At 71.5% G+C, this 19,088-nt stretch carries 17 protein-coding genes and 2 pseudogenes; 13 read left to right on the forward strand and 6 right to left on the reverse strand.

The genetic code is table 11. The features are described 5' to 3' along the window. The first annotated feature begins 5 nt into the window (after window positions 1-5). Window positions 6-1,130 (forward strand): hypothetical protein, encoded by a 1,125-nt coding sequence (locus OOK31_RS03130; protein ID WP_267010769.1) that lies wholly within the window; start codon window positions 6-8, stop codon window positions 1,128-1,130. A gap of 37 nt (window positions 1,131-1,167) precedes the next feature. Here OOK31_RS03130 and OOK31_RS03135 read toward each other — a convergent pair whose 3' ends face one another. Further along, window positions 1,168-2,397 (reverse strand): serine hydrolase, encoded by a 1,230-nt coding sequence (locus tag OOK31_RS03135; RefSeq protein WP_267010770.1) that lies wholly within the window; start codon window positions 2,395-2,397, stop codon window positions 1,168-1,170. Between the two features lie 222 nt (window positions 2,398-2,619). Here OOK31_RS03135 and OOK31_RS03140 point away from each other — a divergent pair, with 222 nt between their 5' ends. Next, window positions 2,620-3,396 carry a MerR family transcriptional regulator gene (locus OOK31_RS03140; protein WP_267010771.1) on the forward strand — a complete coding sequence of 259 codons (777 nt, stop codon included), beginning with the start codon at window positions 2,620-2,622 and terminating at the stop codon, window positions 3,394-3,396. A 21-nt stretch (window positions 3,397-3,417) separates the two neighbouring features. Here OOK31_RS03140 and OOK31_RS03145 read toward each other — a convergent pair whose 3' ends face one another. Next, window positions 3,418-3,975 carry a DUF1062 domain-containing protein gene (locus OOK31_RS03145; RefSeq protein WP_267010772.1) on the reverse strand — a complete coding sequence of 186 codons (558 nt, stop codon included), beginning with the start codon at window positions 3,973-3,975 and terminating at the stop codon, window positions 3,418-3,420. Between the two features lie 223 nt (window positions 3,976-4,198). Continuing rightward, window positions 4,199-4,933, reverse strand: a complete 735-nt coding sequence (locus OOK31_RS03150; RefSeq protein WP_267010773.1) for an SDR family oxidoreductase — start codon at window positions 4,931-4,933, stop codon at window positions 4,199-4,201. Between the two features lie 129 nt (window positions 4,934-5,062). Here OOK31_RS03150 and OOK31_RS03155 point away from each other — a divergent pair, with 129 nt between their 5' ends. After that, window positions 5,063-5,827: a helix-turn-helix transcriptional regulator gene (locus tag OOK31_RS03155; protein WP_267011812.1), complete on the forward strand. Its 765-nt coding sequence runs from the start codon at window positions 5,063-5,065 to the stop codon at window positions 5,825-5,827. On the opposite strand, the gene OOK31_RS03160 is transcribed toward OOK31_RS03155, so the two are convergent. Beyond that, window positions 5,796-8,711, reverse strand: a complete 2,916-nt coding sequence (locus OOK31_RS03160; RefSeq protein WP_267010774.1) for a BTAD domain-containing putative transcriptional regulator — start codon at window positions 8,709-8,711, stop codon at window positions 5,796-5,798. The genes OOK31_RS03155 and OOK31_RS03160 overlap by 32 nt on opposite strands. An 80-nt stretch (window positions 8,712-8,791) precedes the next feature. On the opposite strand from OOK31_RS03160, the gene OOK31_RS03165 reads away from it, so the two are divergent. From OOK31_RS03165 to OOK31_RS03195, 7 genes and pseudogenes are all read left to right on the forward strand, one after another. Beyond that, window positions 8,792-9,334, forward strand: coding sequence for a carboxymuconolactone decarboxylase family protein (locus OOK31_RS03165; RefSeq protein WP_267010775.1), 543 nt, complete (start codon window positions 8,792-8,794; stop codon window positions 9,332-9,334). Between the two features lie 15 nt (window positions 9,335-9,349). After that, window positions 9,350-10,360: a GNAT family N-acetyltransferase gene (locus tag OOK31_RS03170; protein WP_267010776.1), complete on the forward strand. Its 1,011-nt coding sequence runs from the start codon at window positions 9,350-9,352 to the stop codon at window positions 10,358-10,360. 43 nt (window positions 10,361-10,403) lie between these two features. Beyond that, window positions 10,404-10,859 carry a VOC family protein gene (locus OOK31_RS03175; RefSeq protein WP_267010777.1) on the forward strand — a complete coding sequence of 152 codons (456 nt, stop codon included), beginning with the start codon at window positions 10,404-10,406 and terminating at the stop codon, window positions 10,857-10,859. A 62-nt stretch (window positions 10,860-10,921) separates the two neighbouring features. Then, a complete protein-coding gene (locus OOK31_RS03180; protein WP_267010778.1) occupies window positions 10,922-12,139 on the forward strand; it encodes a glycosyltransferase in 1,218 nt (405 codons plus the stop codon). A gap of 67 nt (window positions 12,140-12,206) precedes the next feature. Next, window positions 12,207-13,397 (forward strand): annotated as a pseudogene (locus OOK31_RS03185) (glycosyltransferase); the annotation flags it as partial. A gap of 18 nt (window positions 13,398-13,415) precedes the next feature. Then, window positions 13,416-14,156, forward strand: a complete 741-nt coding sequence (locus tag OOK31_RS03190) for a cyclopropane-fatty-acyl-phospholipid synthase family protein (protein WP_267011813.1) — start codon at window positions 13,416-13,418, stop codon at window positions 14,154-14,156. A 195-nt stretch (window positions 14,157-14,351) separates the two neighbouring features. After that, window positions 14,352-15,074: a dienelactone hydrolase family protein gene (locus OOK31_RS03195; RefSeq protein ID WP_267010779.1), complete on the forward strand. Its 723-nt coding sequence runs from the start codon at window positions 14,352-14,354 to the stop codon at window positions 15,072-15,074. A 52-nt stretch (window positions 15,075-15,126) separates the two neighbouring features. Here the strand turns inward: OOK31_RS03195 and OOK31_RS03200 are convergent, their stop codons facing one another. Further along, window positions 15,127-15,279, reverse strand: a complete 153-nt coding sequence (locus tag OOK31_RS03200; protein WP_323188175.1) for an aldo/keto reductase — start codon at window positions 15,277-15,279, stop codon at window positions 15,127-15,129. Between the two features lie 306 nt (window positions 15,280-15,585). Between OOK31_RS03200 and OOK31_RS03205 the strand changes: the two genes are divergently transcribed. From OOK31_RS03205 to OOK31_RS03215, 3 genes and pseudogenes are all read left to right on the forward strand, one after another. After that, the gene (locus tag OOK31_RS03205) at window positions 15,586-16,428 is read left to right on the forward strand and encodes a putative RNA methyltransferase (protein ID WP_267010780.1); all 843 of its coding nucleotides are present in this window, start codon (window positions 15,586-15,588) and stop codon (window positions 16,426-16,428) included. Window positions 16,429-16,704: 276 nt separating this feature from the next. Further along, a complete protein-coding gene (locus OOK31_RS03210; RefSeq protein WP_267010781.1) occupies window positions 16,705-17,466 on the forward strand; it encodes a DegT/DnrJ/EryC1/StrS family aminotransferase in 762 nt (253 codons plus the stop codon). Between the two features lie 228 nt (window positions 17,467-17,694). After that, window positions 17,695-17,856: pseudogene (locus tag OOK31_RS03215) on the forward strand (DUF2071 domain-containing protein); the annotation flags it as partial. 69 nt (window positions 17,857-17,925) lie between these two features. Here the strand turns inward: OOK31_RS03215 and OOK31_RS03220 are convergent. After that, window positions 17,926-18,411, reverse strand: coding sequence for a VOC family protein (locus OOK31_RS03220; RefSeq protein ID WP_267010782.1), 486 nt, complete (start codon window positions 18,409-18,411; stop codon window positions 17,926-17,928). Between the last annotated feature and the right edge of the window lie 677 nt (window positions 18,412-19,088).

The following is a 19,088-nucleotide window of genomic DNA, read 5'->3' on the forward strand; positions in this document are numbered from 1 at the left end:
TGCGGGTGAACGGGCCCACGCAGGATCAGGCCGGGGTGCGTGCGGTGCTCGGCGCCGCCGAGGCGGCCCTCGGCTCACACCTGTACGACGCGACCGACCTCGGCGGGAGTGCCCGCAGCACCGTCCTGCGGTGCCGGTCGGAGCTCCACGGCAGCGTGGTGGTCAAGGCGTACGCGGACGATCCGGCAGCCCTCGGGGCGTTCCCCGCGGAGGCCGCCGGGCTGTCCCTGGGGCTGGCCGGGCCGGCCCTGCTGGCCGCCGACCCGGGGCATCCGCTGATCGTGATGCGGGACCTGGGCAGCGGGCCGACGCTGGCGGACCTCCTGCTCGGGGCGGACTCCGCGACCGCGCAGGAGGCACTGCTCGGCTGGAGCCGGGCCCTGGGCGACCTCGCCGCCCGCTCGGTGGCGTACGAAGCCGAGTTCGACGCCGGGGTGGAGCGGTACCGGCGCGGGCATCCCACCTGGATGGAGGGGATGTCGCAGCTCGGCACGGTGGGCAGGCTGCCGGAGCTGCTGGACCGGGTCGAGGTCGTGGCGCCGCCCGGCCTCGACGCGGACATCGCCGAGATCCGGGCGCTCGCCGACAGCCCGTACAAGGGGCTGACGCCCGGCGACACCTGCCCCGACAACAGCATGCTCACCGGGGACGGCATGCAGCTCCTCGACTTCGAGGGGGCCGGGTACCAGCCGGTCTTCCTGACCGCCGCGTACTGCCGGATGCCCTTCGCCACCTGCTGGTGCGCCTTCCGGCTCCCGGGGAACATAGGCCGCCGGGCGGAGGCCGCGTTCCGGCGCCGGCTGCTGCCCGTGTATCCGCAGCTCGCCGACGACACGGTCTGGGAGCACGGCATGCGCAGGGCGGTCGCCGCCTGGTCCGTGATGACCCTCGGTGCGGTGCGGTACGCGACGGAAGAGGACTATCCGCTGCACAGCACCCGCCGGCCGGCCCCGATGTCGCGGCAGCTGCTCACCTACCGCTGGCAGAGCCTGCTGCGCGACCTCGAACCGTCCGGTGACCTGCCGGCGTTCGCGGAGCTGCTCCGGGCCTTGCTGGCGGACCGCTCGGCCCTGTGGCAGCCGGAACCCCTGCCCGCCTTCCCGGCGCTGCTGTCCCGTCCGGCGATGTGACGGACGTGCCCGGGGAGTTCCGGGGCCGGGACCGTCGTCAGGCGTCGACGGCCTGGTAGAGCGTGGTCCAGAAGTCGTGGATGAGGCGCGCCGAGTCCGGGGTGGACATGCCGACCTGGGTGAGGAGGATTCCGGTGAGCTGGTGGTCCGGGTCGGCGTAGGCCGTGGTGCCGGTGCCGCCGTCCCAGCCGAACTGGCCGACGGGCGCGTAGTCGCCGCGGTGGGTGCGCACCGCCATCCCGAAGCCCCAGCCGCCCTGCTGTCCCTGGCCGACCGTGAGGTGGGCGATGTTCCGGTACATGGTGTCCCGGGCGGCCTGTTGCCCGGGCGTGAGGCGGTTGGTGGTCATCAGTTCGACGGCGGTCCTGGACAGGATGCGTTCGCCGTCGTGCGTGCCGTGGTTGAGCAGCATCCGGAAGTAGGCGTGGTAGTCGTCGGCGGTGGAGACCAGTCCGCCGCCGGCTCCCTGGAACGCCGGAGGCCTGCTGCTCCGTCCGCCTTCCGCCTCGTCCCACACGAGGAACTCCCCGGTCTGCGGGTCGGGCCCGTAGAGGGGCGGCAGCCGGTCGATCTTCGCGGCGGGTACGTGGAATCCGGTGTCCTTCATCCCCAGCGGGTCGAGGATCCGTTCGCGCAGGAACGTCTCCAGCGGCCGGCCCGCGACCCTGGCGACGAGCACGCCGAGCACTTCGCTGCTGAGGTCGTACTGCCACCGTTCTCCGGGCTGGTACGACAGCGGCAGCTCGCCGAGGCGGCGCATCCACTCGTCCGGGTCGGGCGCGGGCCCGGAGGCCACGCTGTAGTCGAGGCGCTCGAAGGTCGCCGCCCTGATCGGGGAGGCCATCAGCGTGAAGTCCATGCCGAGCCCGAACGTGGAGGTGAGCAGGTCCCGTACGGTGATCGGCCGTTGTGCGGGCACCGTGTCCTCCAGCGGGCCGTCGGGCCGCTTCAGTACCCGGCGGTCGGCGAGTTCGGGCAGCCACGGGTCCACCGGCTCGTCGAGGCGAAGCCTGCACTCGTCGAGCAGGATCATCGCCGCCGCCGTCGTGACCGGTTTGGACGTGGAAGCCATCCGGAAGATCGTGTCCCGGCGCATCGGCGCGCCGCCGTCATGACGCATCGTCCCGATTTCCTCGACGTGCGTCTGCCCGCCGCGGCTGACCAGGGCAACCAGGCCGGGGATCTTCTTGGACTCGACATGCCCTGCCAGCACTTCGCGCAGCCTGCGCAGTCCGGCTTCGGAGAAGCCGTTGTCGTTCGTGCCCATCATGAATCTCCTTGTTCACAGCGTCAGTTCCGGCTGGGATCCGTCGAACCAGGGCCGGTGAGATGAGCGTGCACCCTGACCCAAGGTCAAGGTCAACTGCCTCGGCCGTCCCGGGGTGATCGGCGCGAACGGACGCGCGCTAGTCTCGCCCTGTGATCGCACGCAGTCCGTACCTCGCAGCCGCAGCCCCCTACGCCCGTGCCCTCAAGGTGCGTTGAGCCGATGACGGGTGGGCTGACGATCAGTCAGGCGGCGGCGTTCGTCGGCGTCACGGTCAAGACCGTGCGGCACTATCACCGACTCGGCCTGACCGCCGAGCCGCAACGGGACGGTTCCGGCTACCGGCGTTACGGGTCGGCCGACCTCCTCCGGCTGGTCCAGGTCCGGACCCTGGCCGGCGCCGGGGTGCCGTTGGCCGAGATCGGCGAGCTGCTCGACGCCGGACCCGAGCGGTTCGCCGCCGCCCTGGACGACGTCCACCGTCGGCTCACCGGCCAGATCGAGGACCTGATCGCGCGCCGCGACACGCTGCACCGGCTCGCCCAGGGCGACCGGGCCCTGCTGCCCGACCGGGCCTGCGCGGTCCTGGACCGGCTCACCGGTCTCGGTTTCGGCCCCGACTACGTGGCCACGCAACGGGAGGCCCTGGTGCTGGCCCGTGCCCTGGTCCCGGAGGTCTTCGACGCCTTCCTGACCCGGCTCGAACACGGGCTGGACGACCCCGAGTTCGTCGAACTGACCAAGCGCGGCCTCGAGGCGGCGGCCTGGCATCCCGACGATCCGCGGATCGAGGAGCTGGCCGCCGCGCTCGCCGGCCGACTGCTGGCCGACGGCACGCTGCCGGCGGCGCCGACCGGCTCTCGGAGCCGGTCCGACGCCGCCGCCCGGTACGGCCTGGTCAACCACCACCGCGAAGACCAGGAGCCGTCCATCGCCCGGCTGAACACACTGGTCGAAGCGAAGCTGCGCGCGGCCGGCATCGACATCCCGCATCGGTGACGGCCGCCGCTTCCCCGTGACTCAGCGCTTGAGCGTGAAGGTGAAGTCACCCCGGAGCTTGCCGCTCAGACGGACCGCCGACACGAGGTTCCCGTCGGCGAGCAGCCGCTCCGACTCCGCTCGCGAAAGGCCGAGACCCTCGGCGACGATCCGCAACCGTCGCACCGGGATCCGCACCGGGAAACGCACCGAGACCTCGATCGCCTCACCCTCGGACTGATCGGGCCGGTCCGACCCGTCAGTCTCGAGAGTCCAGGCGTCGTCCCAGTCGAGGGCGATGCGGTTGCGGCGCCGTACGACCGGGTCCTGGAGCAGCTCGGCCGCCAGGCCGGGGTCGTTGTCGTGCAGCCGGTTCAGGAACTCGGGCCGTACGGAACGCACGTTCACCCGCTCCAGGACCGTGATCTTGGTGGTGTCCCCGCACACGGCACACAGGGCGAGGAGCCAGGCGTCGAGGAGCTTGTGGTTGGCGTTGACGCGGAATTTGCCGTGCGCCCGGAAGCGCCCGGAGGGACACCTGTGGCAACGGCGGAGAACGACAGGCAGGCAGGTGGGCACGACCACCCAGGTTTTGGACACAGAAATACACCGGTCCCAGTGAGAAGACCGCAGCGAAAAGGAGCACGGCGCACAGGTGCGACGCGCGACGGTTCAGCGCTCGGGGGGTCTCACTTGGTGTACAACGGCACGTCCTTGCCGGGGCGACTGCGGGCGGGAGCACGTTAACGGCACACGGGAGCGCGGCTCCACTCATTTTCCGAGCCGGGCACCTGACGGCGGTCGGCTCGTACGTCCCGGTGGGTCACTGCGCACTCGCGGCAGGACGGACGACGATCTCGTTGACGTCGACCCCGGCCGGCTGGGCGACGGCATACGCGATGGCCTCGGCGACGGCGGACGCCGGCAGCGCCACGGCGCGGTAGGCCTTCATGGCCTCCCTCGCGGCGGGATCGGAGATCCCCTCGGCGAGCTCGGACTCGGTCACGCCCGGAGAAACCAGAGTGACCCGGACGGAGCCGTCCGACTCCTGGCGCAGCCCTTCGGACAGGGCGCGGACGGCGAACTTGGTGGCGCAGTAGACGGCCGCGGTGGGCGACACCTCGTACGCACCCACGGAGGCGACGTTCACGAAGTGCCCGCCGCCCTGGGCACGCATCACGGGCAGGGCGGCGGCGATCCCGTGCAGTACGCCCCGCACGTTCACGTCGATCATCCGGTCCCACTCGTCGACCTTCAGCGCGTCCAGCGGCGAGAGCGGCATCACCCCGGCGTTGTTGACCATCACGTCCATGCGGCCGTAGTGCTCCCGGGCGGCGGCGACGAAGGCCCGTACATCGGCGGCGTCCGTGACGTCGAGCCGTTGGAAGGCCGCGGTGCCACCTGCCCCGCCGATCTCCCGGCTCAGCGCATCGAGCCGACCGGTGCGCCGCGCGCCCAGGAACAACCGGTGGCCATCGGCTGCGAGCCGCCGTGCGGTCGCCTCCCCGATCCCGCTGCTGGCTCCGGTGACGGCCACGACCTTGGCTTCGTTCCTCATACCTGCCCCACTCCTCGTTCGAGACGGACGACTCCGCCCGACCGAGTCTGTGCAAGCGGCAGCCGGCCAACCAGGACGCACCACACCCAGGCAGCGCTCCTCCCCACCCCCTAGCCTGTGGCCATGACCATGACCGGCAATCTCCTCGGAGAGTTCCTCCGCGCGCGCAGGGCGGCCCTGGGGCCGCAGGACGTCGGCATGGTGAGCCACGGCGTACGCAGGGTCGCCGGCCTGCGCCGCGAAGAGGTCGCCGACCTGGCCGGAGTGAACGCCGACTACTACGCCCGGCTGGAGCAGGGCCGCGAACGCCATCCCTCGCCCCACGTCCTCGACGCCCTCGGCCGGGCCCTGCGGCTGGCTCCCGACACCCACGCCCACCTGCACCGCCTGGCCGGCACACCCCCGGCCGACCGGCCGGCCACCGCCCGGATCAGCCCGGACCTCCGCCGGCTCCTGGACGGCTTCTCGGACGCCCCGGCGTTCGTCATCAACGCCACCCTGGACGTCCTGGCGGCCAACCCCCGCGCCGAGGCTCTGCATTCACCCTTCGCACCGGCCGACAACCTGGCGCGGATGGTCTTCCTCGACCCGGCGGGCCGGCACTTCTACACCGACTGGACGTCCACGGCCCGGGCCACCGCGGCCCACCTGCGGCAGACCTCCGGCATCACGCCGGACGACCCTCGCCTGCGGTCCCTCGTCCGCACCCTGACCGCACACAGCCCGGGCTTCGCCCGCCTGTGGGCCACCCACGACGTCCTGGGCAAGACCCAGGACACCAAGCACCTGCACCACCCGTCGGCCGGCCCCCTGACCGTGACCTACCAGTCCTTCGACGTCCGCGCCGCCCCGGGCCAACAACTCATCGTGTACCAACCCGCCCCAGCCCGGTGAGGAAGGCGCGGATCTCGTCGGCCTCGGGGACGGCGAGGGCGGTGTAGAGGTCAAGGGCCTGTCGGGCGTGGTCGTGGGCGAGGTCGATGCGGCCGAGGTCGCGGTGGACGTGCGCCAGGCCGTCATGGGCACGGGCCTGCTCGGGGCGGTAGCTGAACTCGCGGGCGAGGGTCAGCGCGCTGTCGTGTTCGGCCGCGGCCCGGGCGAGGTCGCCCATGGACCGGGCGGCTTCCGCGAGGGCGTTGAGCGACTCGGCCTCGTCTCCGGGGAAGTCGAACCTGCGGCTCAGCTCCAGGGCCTGGTGGTGATGGCGCCGGGCCTCGTCGTGGCGGCCTTGTCGTTGGTACAGCAGCCCGATGTTGTTCAGCACGACGGTCTCGCCGATGCGCGACCCCGTCTCCCGGTACGCGAGCAGCGATTGGCGGTGGTGCTCGTGGGCCTCCTCGTACCGTCCTCGGCCCCCGTGGATGATGCCGAGGTCGGTCAGGCATCTGGCTTCGCCACCGCGGTCGCCGAGCTCCCGGAAGAGCGCGAGCGACTGCGCGCAGTGGTCGTGGGCCTGGTCGTACTCCCGCCGCCGCCTGAAGACGGAGCTGAGGGCCTGCAGTGCGCCGGCCGCGACCCCCTGGTCGCCGGTCCCGCGCGCGAGGTCCAGGGCGTGCCGGTAGTGCTCGGCCGCTTGCTCGTAGGCGCCGTGCCACCAGAAGTGCACCTGGCCGAGATCGATGAGCGTGCGGGCTTCGGCGGCCGTGTCGCCGCTCCGGCGGGCGGCTCGTAGTGCCAGGCCGCAGAGAACCAGCGCGTCGGCCTGGTGGGCGTGGCCCAGCAGGTAGCGGTGCAAGGTGGCCGCCAGTTGGCCGGCGTGCGGGAGCCAGTCGTGCTCGGCCGCGTACTGGGCGGACGCCATGAGGTTCGCGCGTTCGCCGTCCAGCCAGGCGATCGCCTCGGCCTCGTCCCGCGGGGGCGAGGCCGGGGTGTCCGGCGCGGGGATGCGCGGCCTGCGGTTCTTGCCCTCGGGGTAGAGGTGGTCGATGGCCGCGCACGCCGTGTGGAGATAGTGGTGGAACAGTCGGTCGAGGGCCTCGCGCTGGGCGCTGGGGGGCTCCTCCGCGGCCGCGGTGGCGAGGGCGTGTTCGCGCAGCAGGTCGTGGAAGGTGTAGCGGCCGAGCCGGCGCTGGGTCAGGACATGGGCGTCCAGGAGGTCTTCCAGGAGCATCTCGGCCTCCTCGAGCGGGAGGCCGGTCAGCGCGGATGCCGCCTCGGGGCTGATGTCACGGCCCGGCTGGAGCCCCAGGAGCCGGAACATGCGTTGCTGATCCGGAGTCAGCTGCTCGTAGGACAGGGTGAACGCCGCTGCCACTCCACGCTCCGAGGTGGCCAGCTCGGAGAGTCTGCGGCGCTGGTCGCGGAGCCGGTCGGCCAGGTAGGCGACGGTCCAGCGGGGGCGATGGTGCAGGCGGGCGGCGGCGATGCGGACGGCCAGGGGCAGGAACCCGCACAACTGCAGGACATCGAGGACGGCCAGGGGTTCGGCGGCCGCCCGTTCGCCGACGATCGCCGTGAACAGCTCCACGGCGTCCGCGGCGGGCAGTACGTCCAAGGACAGGGCCTGTGCCCCGTCCAGGTCGGTCAGCCGTCGGCGGCTGGTGATCAGGACGAGGGCGCGGGAGGTTCCGGGCAGCAACTGGCGTACCTGGTCGGCGCCGAGGGCGTTGTCCAGTACGGCCAGCACGCGCCGGCCGGAGAGTTCGGACCGCCACAGCGCGGCGCGCTCGGCGAGCGACGCGGGTATCTGCTGGGCGGGAACGCCTAGTTGACCCAGAAGGACTTCGAGCGCGGCACCGGCGTCGAGCGGCGCCTGGCCGGCGGTGTGCGCCTGCAGGTCGATGAACAGCTGTCCGTCCGGGAAGTGGTCCGCGAGGCGGTGTCCCGCGTGGACCGCGAGGGTCGTCTTGCCGACGCCGGCCATCCCGTCGATCGCCGAGATCGTCACGACGCCGCCGTTGCTGCCCGACCACAGGCGGATCAGGCCGTCGAGCTCGTCTTCGCGTCCGGTGAAGTCCGGGACGTCGTAGGGCAGGAAGTTGATCCCCTGCGGCTTCGCCGGCGCGGTGACCGGCGGCTCCGGCGCGGTGACCGGCGGCCGCAGGTCGGGGGCGTCCCGCAGGATGTCCTGCTCGAGCTTGCCGAACGCGTGGCCGGGGTCCAGCCCCTGCTGTTCGGCCAGGGTCGCCCGGAAGGTTCTTGCCACGTCCAGCGCGTCGGTCTGGCGTCCGGCGCGGTGCAGGGCGAGCATCAGCTGGCAGCAGAGCCGTTCCCGCAAGGGGTTGGCGGCCGCGTGGACGGAGAGTTCGTCGATGAGGTCCTCGTGCCGCCCCCGGGCAAGTTCCAGCTCGGCCAGGCGCTCGACGGCGGTCAGCAGCTGCCCGTTCAGCCGTGCTCTGGCGCTCTGGACGTAAGGGGCGGTGATGCCGGCCAGCGGCTCTCCCCGCCACAGCGCCAGCGCGGCACGTATCTGGTCCGCGGTGTCCCCCGGGTCGTCGGAGACGGCCGTCGCCTTGGCGATCAGGCTGGTGAACTCGTCCAGATCGAGTTGTCCCGGCTCGGGGGTGATGACGTACCCGGCCGGCCGCGTGGCCAGCATCCCGTCGGCTTCCGAAGCGCGCAGCATCCGTCGGATCGCGGCGATCGTGGTCTGGATCTGCGCGCGGGCGGAATCCGGCGGCAGCGGCCCCCACATCGCGTCGATCAGGCGGTCCGTACTGATCGCGACCCCGGCGTTCAGCAGCAGGTAGGCGAGCACCGCGCGATGACGGGGCGCCAGGCCGGGCGCATCCGAACCGGGAGCCACGGCCTCCACCGGGCCTAGGATCGTGAACCGCATGCCGTCACTCCAGGGGTCACCAGTGCGTGCATCGAAGAAGCATCGCGAATGTATCAAGATCGACCTGCATGGTTACCGGCATGTCACTCCACACCGTCGAACCGGAGATCGCGACCGGTGAAACCGCAGCTCTGTTCACCGCCACGCACCGGACCCTGGGAGTCGTCCCCAACCTGGCCAGGGTCATGGCCAACAGCCCGGCCGCACTGAAGGGGTACTTGGGCGTCGTCACCGCCCTGAGCTCGGAGGGAACCCTGTCGGCGGACGTGCGCGAGAGCATCGCGTTGCTGGTGGCGCAGGAGAACGGGTCCGACTACTGCCTGTCCGTGCACGCGTTCCGCGGGACCAGGACGGCCGGGCTGACTGCGGCCGGGGCCGCCCGCGCACGCCGGGGCGAGGCCGACGACCCCTGGGCCGCCGCTGTCCTGGACCTGGCCGCCGCGACGGTCCGTGACCGCGGAGCCGTTACCGACGAGCAGCTGGCCGCGGCCCGGCGCGCCGGCCTGTCCGACGGGCAGATCGTCGAGGTCATCGCCCATGTCGCCCTCAACGTGTTCACCAACTACCTCGCCACGGCCGCCCGTGTCGACATCGACTGGCCGCTCGTGCGCCACACCGACTGAAGGAACGCCCACACGATGACTTCGCCCACATCAGTACACGTCACTCAGCTCCAGCACGTTTCGGCCGCCCAAGCCGTCGCATGGCACCAGGTCGTCGCGGCCTCGACGGCCCACGACCTGCCCGGAGTGCCGGTCCCCGACCCCGTACAGATCCACGCCCAGCTCACCCGGCCCGCTCTGGGCAGCCACCGGCTGACCTGGCTGGCCACCGGTGCGGACGGCGTCCCGGTCGGAGTCGCCTGCCTGCGGGTGTTCACCTCCCCCGGCCAGGAGCACCTGGCCGAACTGGAACTCCACGTCGACCCCGCGCACCGCCGCCTGGGGGCCGGCTCCCTCCTGCTGTCGGCGGTCGTCTCGGCCTGCCATACCGAGAACCGGCGCAGCCTGATCGCCGCAGCCGCGGCCGACAGTCCGGGCGAAGCCTTCAGCGAACGGCGTGGCTTCCGCCGAGCAATGACCTTGGACCACCTCCTCCTGCGCCTCGACGGGACGGACCACGCCGCCGACCTGCTCGAGATCGCCGGTGCCGAGCACCCCGGCTACCGGCTGACCAGCTGGACCGGAACGGTTCCCGACGGCCTCGCCACCGCCTTCGCCGCAGCCAAGAACGCGATGAACGACATGCCCGTCGGAGACCTGGACTACGGCAGCGTGGCCTGGGACCCGGACCGCGTTCGCGCCATGGCCGCGGTGGTCGCCGACCGCGGGGACACGCTGCTGACCGTCGCCGTCGTCCACGACGACGGCACCATGGCCGGCTACACCGAGATCCTGGTCCCCCAGGGACTGCCGCCGCGGGTCCAGCAGTACGACACGGCGGTCGTCCCCGAACACCGCGGCCACGGACTGGGGTTGTGGGTCAAGGCCGCCATGGTGCGTCGGCTGCGCGCCGAGTACCCCGGCGTCGTCGAGATCGAGACGGACAACGCCGACGACAACGCCCACATGCTGGCGGTCAACCACCGCCTGGGGTTCCGCTCCTACCGGCGCACGCACGAGGTCCAGCTCGACGTGCCCTCGGCCTGATCCGCATCCACCTCGCCATCACCCACTTCCCGAAGGTGCTGTCGTGAACGTCTCCTCCTCCACCCTCTCCCTGACCGTCGCCGACGTGGACGCCTCCCGCGAGTTCCTGTGCAGGTACCTCGGCTACGAGGTGGCCATGGCTGACGACGGCTTCGTGTCCCTGACGCGCGGGGACGCCGCCGTCGACGTCGTCCTGCTCCGCGGAGGTACGGACGTCCTCCCGCCCGAGCAGCGCGACCAGCGGGCGGCCGGTCTGATCCTGGCGCTCACCGTTACCGGCCTCGCGGCGGAAGAAGCCCGGCTGCGCGCGGCGGGCGCCCCCATCACCATGCCGCTGCGCGAAGAGCCGTGGGGCGAGCGGCTGTTCCAGCTGACCGACCCGAATGGTGTCGTCGTCCAGCTCGTCGAATGGGCGGCCGCCGCAGACTCCGATCCGGCCGACGGAGTCGCCTCCGTTCCCGGCACCGAGGGCGCCCGTGAACTGCCCTGGGCCCGGTAACCCGGGTCGTACTTCAGTACGGTCGGCCTGACCAAGAAGCCATGAACAAGGAGATTCAAGAAATGCGTGTGCTGTTGTCAACGTATGGGTCGCGCGGGGACGTCGAGCCGCTGGTGGGGCTCGCGGTGCGGTTGCGGGAGCTCGGCGCGGAGGTGCGGGTGTGCGCGCCGCCGGACGAGGACTTCGCGGAGCGGCTGGCCGGGGTCGGTGTGTCCGTGGTGGGTGTCGGGCAGTCGGCGCGCGCGCTGACGACCGCGGCTCCGCCGCCGTCGAAGGGCAATCTGCCGCAGCGCGCGGCCGAACTGATCGCCAGTCAGTTGCAGGTGATGCCCGCGGCGGCAGAGGGGTGCGACGTGCTGGTGGCGACGGGGGCGATGCCGGCCATCGCCGGTGCGCGGTCGGTGGCCGAGAAGCTGGGCATCCGCTACGTGTCCGCGATCTTCCAGCAGCTGACGCTGCCTTCGCCGCAGCGCCCGCCGCTGGCGTACCCGGGGCGGCCGTTCCCGCCGGAGGTGACCGACAACCGGGCCCTGTGGGAGCTGGACGCCCAGAGCATCGACGCGCTGTTCGGTGAGGCGCTGAACACCAACCGGGCGTCGATCGGCCTGCCCCCGGTGGACAACGTCCGCGACTACGGCTTCGGCGACCGGCCCTGGCTGGCGACGGACCCGGTGCTGGACCCGTGGCTGGAGACGCCGGACCTGGACGTCGTACAGACCGGCGCGTGGGTGCTGCCCGACGAGCGGCCGCTCCCGGCGGAGCTGGTGGCCTTCCTGGATGCCGGCGCGCCGCCCGTGTACGTGGGGTTCGGCAGCATGGCCGTCCGCGCGGGGGAGGATGCGGCCCGGGTGGCCATCGAGGCGGTCCGTTCGAAGGGCCGCCGGGTCCTCGTCGGGCGTGGCTGGGCGGAACTGGGCCTCATCGACGACCGGGACGACTGCTTCGCCGTCGGCGAGGTCAACCACCAGCAGTTGTTCGGACGGGTGGCTGCCGTCGTGCACCACGGTGGCGCGGGTACGACGACGACGGCCGCTCGGGCCGGCGCTCCCCAGGTGGTGGTGCCCCAGTTGGCGGACCAGCCGTACTGGGCGGGCCGGGTGGCCGAGATGGGGGTCGGCGTAGCCCACGACGGCCCGGTTCCGACCGTCGAGTCCCTGTCGGCCGCGCTCACGACAGCCCTGGCACCGGAGACCGGCAGCCGGGCGAAGTCCGTGGCCGGCGTGGTCCGCACCGACGGGGCTCTGGTGGCAGCAAGGCTCCTCCTCGACACCGTCAGCTGAGGACGCCGCCCGAGCGGACGCACCCTTGCCGGCCAAGGCCGGCACCCACAGGAATGAGAGGCACGACATGCGTGTGCTGTTGATGGCGTACGGATCGCGCGGCGACATCGCGCCGCTGGCGGGACTCGCGGCGCAGCTGCGGAAGCACGGCGCGGAGGTACGCGTGTGCGCGCCGCCCGACGAGGAGTTCGCGGAACTGCTGGCCGGTGTCGGCGCGGAGCTGGTGCCCTTCGGGCGGGACGTGCGCGCGCTGCGGACGGGAGCGCCGCCGTCGGACGCGGCCGCGTTCGCGGCCGAGCTGGTCGCCGCGCACTTCGACACGGTCGGCAAGGCGGCCGAGGGCTGTGACGTGCTGGTGGCGAGCGGTCTGATGCCGGCCGGTGCCCGCTCGGTGGCCGAGAAGCTGGGCATCCGCTACGTGTACGCGGGCTTCCACCCCTTCGAGATGCCCTCCGCGCACTACCGGCCGTCGTCACGGCCCGGCCCGCCGGCTCCGCCCGACATGACCGACAACCAGGCCCTGTGGGACCTGGACGCCCGGAAGGTCAACGCCCTTTACCTCCAGCCCCTCAACGCCCACCGCGCGGCGATCGGCCTCGCACCGGTGGACAACGTCCGCGACCACGTCTTCGGCGACCGGCCGTGGCTGGCGGTGGACCCGGTGCTGGGCCCGTGGCAGCAGCTGACGAACCTCGACCTCGTACAGACCGGTGCGTGGATCCTGCCCGACGAACGCCCCCTGCCCGCCGATCTGGAGACGTTCCTGGACGCCGGCACTCCCCCGGTGTACGTCGGCTTCGGCAGCATGCCCATGGGCACGGCCTCCGACATCGCCCGGACGTCCGTCGAGGCGGCCCGCGCGCAGGGCCGCCGCGTGCTCGTCTCCCGCGGCTGGGCAGACCTGGGCCCGGTGGACGACTCGGACGACTGCTTCGCCGTCGGCGACGTCAACCACCAGGCACTGTTCCGCCGGGTCGCGGCCGTCGTGCACCACGGCGGCGCGGGCACCACGACCACCGCCGCCCGAGCCGGTGCACCCCAGGTGGTGGTGCCCCAGTTCGTGGACCAGCCGCACTGGGCCGCCCGCGTGGCCGATCTGGGCATCGGCGCGGCACACGACGGCCCGACCCCGACCTTCGAGTCCCTGTCGGCCGCGCTCAGGACGGCCCTGACCCCCGAGACGCGGGCACGGGCGAAGGCCGTCGCCGGCACGATCCGCACCGACGGGACGGAGGTGGCCGCGAAGCTCCTCCTCGACACGGGGCACGCTGCACGGATGAGCCGTGAACAGATCTCCATGACCGCCCATGCCGACCACCCGATCAAGTCCCCGCTCGACGACGACTCGGTCAGCCGCCTGCTCGAACGCGGCCTCCCGCGAGGCGACGAGCGAGTGCTCGACCTCGGATGCGGCACGGCGGAATGGCTGCTGCGCGCCCTGACGACGCGCCCGCACCTGCACGCCGAGGGCGTCGACGTATCCGAAGCCGCCCTGCGGCAGGCCCGCCGGGCAGCGAGCGCACTCGGAGTCGACGAGCGCCTGGTCCTCCACCCACAGGAAGCCGCCGGCTTCGCCTCTCCACAGCCGTTCGACCTGGTGATCAGCGTCGGCGCCACCCATGCCTTCGGCGGCCTCCTCCCCACCCTCGCGGCAGCCCGCGAGCACCTGGCCCCCGGAGGCCGCGTTCTGATCGGCGAGTCGTTCTGGGAGAGCGCCCCTTCCCCGGAGGCCGTCGAGCTGTTCGGTGACCTCGCCGACCTGGCGACCACGGTGGACCGCGTCGTCGCCGACGGATGGACCCCCGTCCACGGCCATGTCAGCACCCGCGCCGAGCTGGATGCCTACGAGTGGGCCTGCTGGGGCTCACTGGCCTCATGGGCCCTGGACCACCCCGCCGATCCGGCCGCCGCGCAGGCACTGGAGACGGCCACCGCCCGGCGTTCGCAGTGGCTGCACGGCTACCGGGACAGCTTCGGCTTCCTCTGCCTGGTCCTGCGTCGGACATCGGCACCTTGAGGTCCGTACGAGGCCTGTGCGAAAACCCGTTGGCGGACCATGGCTGCCACTGCCAATTTTCCGGAGGCCGTGCGAGAGAACGAGGAGGTGGTACCCGTGAACGCAGTTTCGACATGGGTGCTCCCCTCCGGGGTCACGGTCGGACGATAGGTCGTCCGGGAGCGCCGTAGAACAGCCCTTCCGAAAGGCACGACCATGCGATTCACTTCTGAACGGCGTCTCGACGACGGCGTCCTCGAGCGCGAATTCACCCTCGCCGAGATCCCCGGCACCCTGTGGACCCCTGAATCCGCCGCACCGGCCCCGCTGATCCTGATGGCCCACAACAACGGCCTGCCCCAGAGGGACCCCCGGCTGATGGCCCGGGCCCGGCAGTCCGCGGCATCCGGCTACGCGGTGGCCACCATCGACGCCGCCGGGTGCGGTGACCGGCCCCGCTCCGCCGCCGACGAACAGGCCCGCGCCGACCTCCGCCGGGCGATGCGGGCCGGTGAGCCGGTCGACGAGATCTTCGAGTCCTTCATCGGACCGCTCGTCGAAAAGGCGGTCCCGGATTGGCGGACCACGCTGGACGCCGTCCTCTCACTGCCCGGGATCGGCGGCCCGGTCGGGTACTCGGGGTGGACCGCCGTCGGCATCCGCCTTGCGGTGGCCGAACCGCGCATCGCGGCCGCCGGCTTCTTCGCCGGCGGGTACGTGCCCCGCGCCCAACGCGAGGAGGCCAGGCGGGTCACCGTTCCGCTGCTGTTCCTGCTGCAGTGGGACGACGAAGGGAACCCCCGGCAGCGGGCCCTGGACCTGTTCGACGCCTTCGGCACCGAGGAGAAGACGCTGCACGCCAATCTGGGCGGACAATCCGGCACCCCGTGGTTCGAGGTGGAGGACGGCAACCGGTTCTACGACCGGCACCTGAAGTGAGACCGGGACGTCCCGTTCCTGCCGGCACGAACGAGGAGTGCCATGACGTGGCTCACGTTCGTCCGAGCGCGTCGAGCCGGGCCAACTGATCGTCGGAGAACACGATGTCCGACGCCGCGACGTTCTCCTTGAGGTGCGCGGGCGGGCTGGTACCGGGAATGGGGATCACCGCCGGGGAGCGGTGCAGCAGCCACGCCAGCGCCACCTGACTAAACGCTGCGCACCACTCTTCGGGCCCATGGAAACTCCTGGCCGTCAAGAAACAACTGACGTTCTGGCACATCAGCCCAGCCGTCAGAAATTAAAATGATACATAAATCCGGCCGCTCGGGAATTCGTCGCACATCACCGAGGAAATGGCCGATTTTTCACGTCGCGCGCTCGAACGGGGTTCGTCAGCAGCCCGTCCGCGTCACCGATATGCCGCGGCACAACACCGGCCGCTGCCGGTCCAGATCCTTTGCGTTAGGGTTGGCCGGTCCGCCGGCTCCCCCTGAAAGAACGGTGCCTCATGCTCAACGGTGTCGTGCGATACCTCGCCTGTCCGCACTGCGGCGCATCGCTGACCCTGGGCGACCATGTACTCCACTGTCCCTCCGGGCACTCCTTCGACATCGCAAAGCAGGGTTACGTGAATCTGCTTCCGGGGGCGACGAAGCTCAGTGCCGACACAAAGGAGATGGTGGAGGCGCGCGACGCATTCTTGTCGGCGGGGCACTACGCCCCCGTAATGGAGGCGCTGGTCGATCTGGCGCGGCGGACGGCGGATCCGGCCGTGCCCGGTTGTGTCGTCGACATCGGTGGCGGTACCGGCCATTACCACGCCAAGGTCATGGACGCATTTCCCGATGCGGATGGCCTGCTGCTCGACATTTCCAAGTTCGCCGTACGACGTGCCGCCAAGGCGCATCCGCGGATCGGAGCCGCGGTCACCGATGCCTGGCAGACGCTTCCGTTGCAGGACGGTGCCGCGGCCATGGTGATCAATACGTTCGCTCCCCGTAACGGTCCTGAATTGCATCGGATCCTCCATCCCCGTGGCGTTCTCCTGGTCGTCACTCCCCTGCCCGATCACCTGCAGGAGCTGATCGGCACGCTCGGCCTGCTGAAGGTGGAGGAAGGCAAGGAGTCCCGTCTCGCGGAGCAGCTCGCCCCGCACTTCTCGCCCGTCGCCACGGAGCAGCTGACCCGGACCGTGGCGCTCGACCATGAGGCGCTGGCCCAGTTGGTCGGGATGGGGCCCAATGCCTGGCACCGTGATGCGCAGAAGGACTACGAGACGATCCGGCAGTTGCCGACGCCGTCCGAGGTCACGCTGTCCGTACGGCTTTCCGCCTATCGGCTGTCGCAGTAGCGGTGCGGCAGGCGTCCCGGGATCGGTGACCGCCTGGCGGACGCTCTGCGCCAGTGCCTCCCGGCTGAACCGGGCGAAGGACACCGGCCGGGCGGCGACACCCGCTTCGGACAGCCGCGCCGCCCAGAGGGGTGATCGGCGAAGACCGGCACGCTGACCTGTGGCACCCCGGCCCGTACGACTTCGGCGGTCGTACCGGCGCCCCGTGGTGGATCACCGCGGCCGTCCTGGGGAACAACCAGGCATAGTCCACCTCGTGCAGCCGGCCCGTCGACCATGATCAGGGGTCGTCCGTGCGCGGTCGACCAGCTCGCGAAGGTCGCGGCCGACCACGGACTGAAGCTGGTCCACGATGCCGCACACGGGCTCGGCTGCACGTCGGGAGGCCGGCCGATCGGCGGGTTCGGGCACGCCGAGGTGTTCAGCTTCCACGCCACCAAGGTGGTCAACGCGTTCGAGGGCGGCGCGGTGGTGACCGGCGTCCATCGTGACCTGCTGGGCGACGTGCTCAAGTCGGAGAACGTGGTGTGCCAGCGGTACTTCTCCCCTGGATGCCACGAGATGGAGCCCTACCGCTCGGAGCGGACGGTCACCTTGCCGCACACCGAGCGGCGGCTCGCACAAAAGGTACTCGCCCTGCCCACCGGCCCCACCGTCTCACGCGAGGACATCCGCCGGGTCTGCGACATCGTACGGCTCACCGTGGAGCGGGGACACGAGGTGACTGGCCTGGGGAACGGCCGAGGCGGGCATCTGGGCCGTGGGTGCCGGGGTGGTGAACTCGGCAGGAACCTGAGCAGGAAGCTGGACGTCGCCGTCCGCCCCGGCGGCCTTCTTCGCCGCGGCCGCCGCGCGCTTCTCGTCCTTGCGCTGCTGCCGCTTGGCACGGAACGCGCGGAACGCCCCCAGCGCGTGGTGGTCGGGGTGAGCGCAGTAACGGGGCTCCGGGGCTCCCGGCGTCGGCGCCACGGGGTGGTTGGCGCATTCCGGGTAGGCGCAGACCGCAAGCGTCTCAACAGTCGTGATCCATCTTTCTAGGAATGTTCGGGAACCGTGCGCAGGACCGGCATCGGGCATGGCTGGCGCCGACCGGTCGATCGCGGGGATGTACCGACCACGTTAGGTGCGGACGCTGCGTCAGGGTGGCTGCGCGGGGTGGTCGTCAGCGTTCCGTAAGATCGCGCGTCCGTATCGCACTCTTCGTTCGTGACGCTCCGTCAACCAACTGGCCTCTTCGGCAAGTTCCTGAAGAGGGCGTCTGCCGCCTGGTTGCGCCTCCCCGGCGTCCCCTGCTTCGGTTCCTTCCCGGAGACCGATGTCCGTCTGCGCTCCGTGGATTCCCATGGCCGCCGCGGTGTGGTCTTCCGCTCCCTCGACGCGTCCCGCCTGATCCCCGTTGTCGTCGGGCGGGCGGCGTTCCGCCTCCCGTAGGTCTGGTCGCGGATGGAGGTACGCCCGCTCGTCCGCCCGGTTCGGGTGGGGAACCGGGCGGACGGTTCAACCGCCGTCGGAGTCGGACCCCATCGAGCGCATGGCCTCCTCGGACCGCTTCCGCATCTCGTCCGGCGGGACGTCCTCGACGTGCGTGGCGAGGTTCCATCGGTGGCCGAACGGGTCCTCCAGCTGGCCGGAGCGGTCGCCGTAGAACTCGGTCTTGACCGGTGACACCTCGGTGGCGCCCCGGGATACGGCCTCGGCGAACACCGCGTCGACGTCCTCGACGTACACGTGCAGGGTGACGGGGGTGCCGCCCACCGCCTTCGGCGAGCGGAATCCCATGTCCGGATACTCGTCCGCGAGCATGATGACCGAGTTGCCGAGCTCCAGCTCGGCATGGGCGATCTTGCCTCCGGGCGCGGCCATCCTCATCCGCTCCTGCGCGCCGAGCACTGAGACGTAGAAGTCGATGGCGGCCGCGGCCCCGTCGATGCAGAGGTACGGCGTGACGCGCGGATATCCCTCGGGAATGGGCTGGACAGTCACTGTCCTCCCTGCCTTTCCGGACCCTGGCGGTCACGGCCGACCGCCACCTGCGACCACAGATATCCCGCCCCGCGGCACACGCCCCCGCGCCGCGCTGCACCCGGGGCGCCGGATGCCCCGAAGGGCCCCGCCCGGCGAGGGAGAGTTCGGCCCGATGACCCCTCATACGGTCAGGTCATCGACGACCCCGTACGTGACATGGCCGAGGCACACCATGCGGACCAGCGGTCCGATGTTCGCCAGGGCAGCGCGCGCCCCGCGGCGTCGCGGCCGGGCGCCCCCGTTTCTGGCCTGCCGCACCGCGTTCGCGGTCGTGGCGTCCCTTCGGACTGCTGGAAAGCGAGCAGGGGGTGGCCCGCGTCGCCGGAGGCGGGCGGCCTGGGCCCGGTGGAGCGGGGCGGCTGGGCCGCCTGCCGAGAGTCGCCGGTCCGGCCGTTCCCCGGCTGTCGCTGAGTCCGCACGCGATCAGGCTGGTCAGCCTTTTCCGACGGCCTTGCGGACCGCTCCGGCGTCCAGGTCGGGTCGCGCCGCCGACAGGCGCTCGGCCAGATGACGGACGGCGAGGACGTCGCCCGGGTCCGCCCGCATCACCCCTCGGGCCAACCCGACCTTGCCAAACGGACCGACAGTCCACATACTCACTCCATGCGGACCGTCGGTCCGTTTTCATGTGGCTG

Source organism: Streptomyces sp. NBC_00249, assembly GCF_026342355.1.
In the GTDB taxonomy this organism is placed as follows: domain Bacteria; phylum Actinomycetota; class Actinomycetes; order Streptomycetales; family Streptomycetaceae; genus Streptomyces.

What these genes read in the sequence shown, in the direction of transcription:
- OOK31_RS03135 (WP_267010770.1), bottom strand. Translation starts at nt 2,397, where the DNA reads ATGGGCACGAACGACAACGGCTTCTCCGAAGCCGGACTGCGCAGGCTG.
- OOK31_RS03205 (WP_267010780.1), top strand. Translation starts at nt 15,586, where the DNA reads ATGCTCAACGGTGTCGTGCGATACCTCGCCTGTCCGCACTGCGGCGCA.
- OOK31_RS03165 (WP_267010775.1), top strand. Translation starts at nt 8,792, where the DNA reads ATGTCACTCCACACCGTCGAACCGGAGATCGCGACCGGTGAAACCGCA.
- OOK31_RS03150 (WP_267010773.1), bottom strand. Translation starts at nt 4,933, where the DNA reads ATGAGGAACGAAGCCAAGGTCGTGGCCGTCACCGGAGCCAGCAGCGGG.
- OOK31_RS03170 (WP_267010776.1), top strand. Translation starts at nt 9,350, where the DNA reads ATGACTTCGCCCACATCAGTACACGTCACTCAGCTCCAGCACGTTTCG.
- OOK31_RS03160 (WP_267010774.1), bottom strand. Translation starts at nt 8,711, where the DNA reads ATGCGGTTCACGATCCTAGGCCCGGTGGAGGCCGTGGCTCCCGGTTCG.
- OOK31_RS03210 (WP_267010781.1), top strand. Translation starts at nt 16,705, where the DNA reads ATGATCAGGGGTCGTCCGTGCGCGGTCGACCAGCTCGCGAAGGTCGCG.
- OOK31_RS03195 (WP_267010779.1), top strand. Translation starts at nt 14,352, where the DNA reads ATGCGATTCACTTCTGAACGGCGTCTCGACGACGGCGTCCTCGAGCGC.
- OOK31_RS03140 (WP_267010771.1), top strand. Translation starts at nt 2,620, where the DNA reads ATGACGGGTGGGCTGACGATCAGTCAGGCGGCGGCGTTCGTCGGCGTC.
- OOK31_RS03180 (WP_267010778.1), top strand. Translation starts at nt 10,922, where the DNA reads ATGCGTGTGCTGTTGTCAACGTATGGGTCGCGCGGGGACGTCGAGCCG.
- OOK31_RS03190 (WP_267011813.1), top strand. Translation starts at nt 13,416, where the DNA reads ATGAGCCGTGAACAGATCTCCATGACCGCCCATGCCGACCACCCGATC.
- OOK31_RS03155 (WP_267011812.1), top strand. Translation starts at nt 5,063, where the DNA reads ATGACCGGCAATCTCCTCGGAGAGTTCCTCCGCGCGCGCAGGGCGGCC.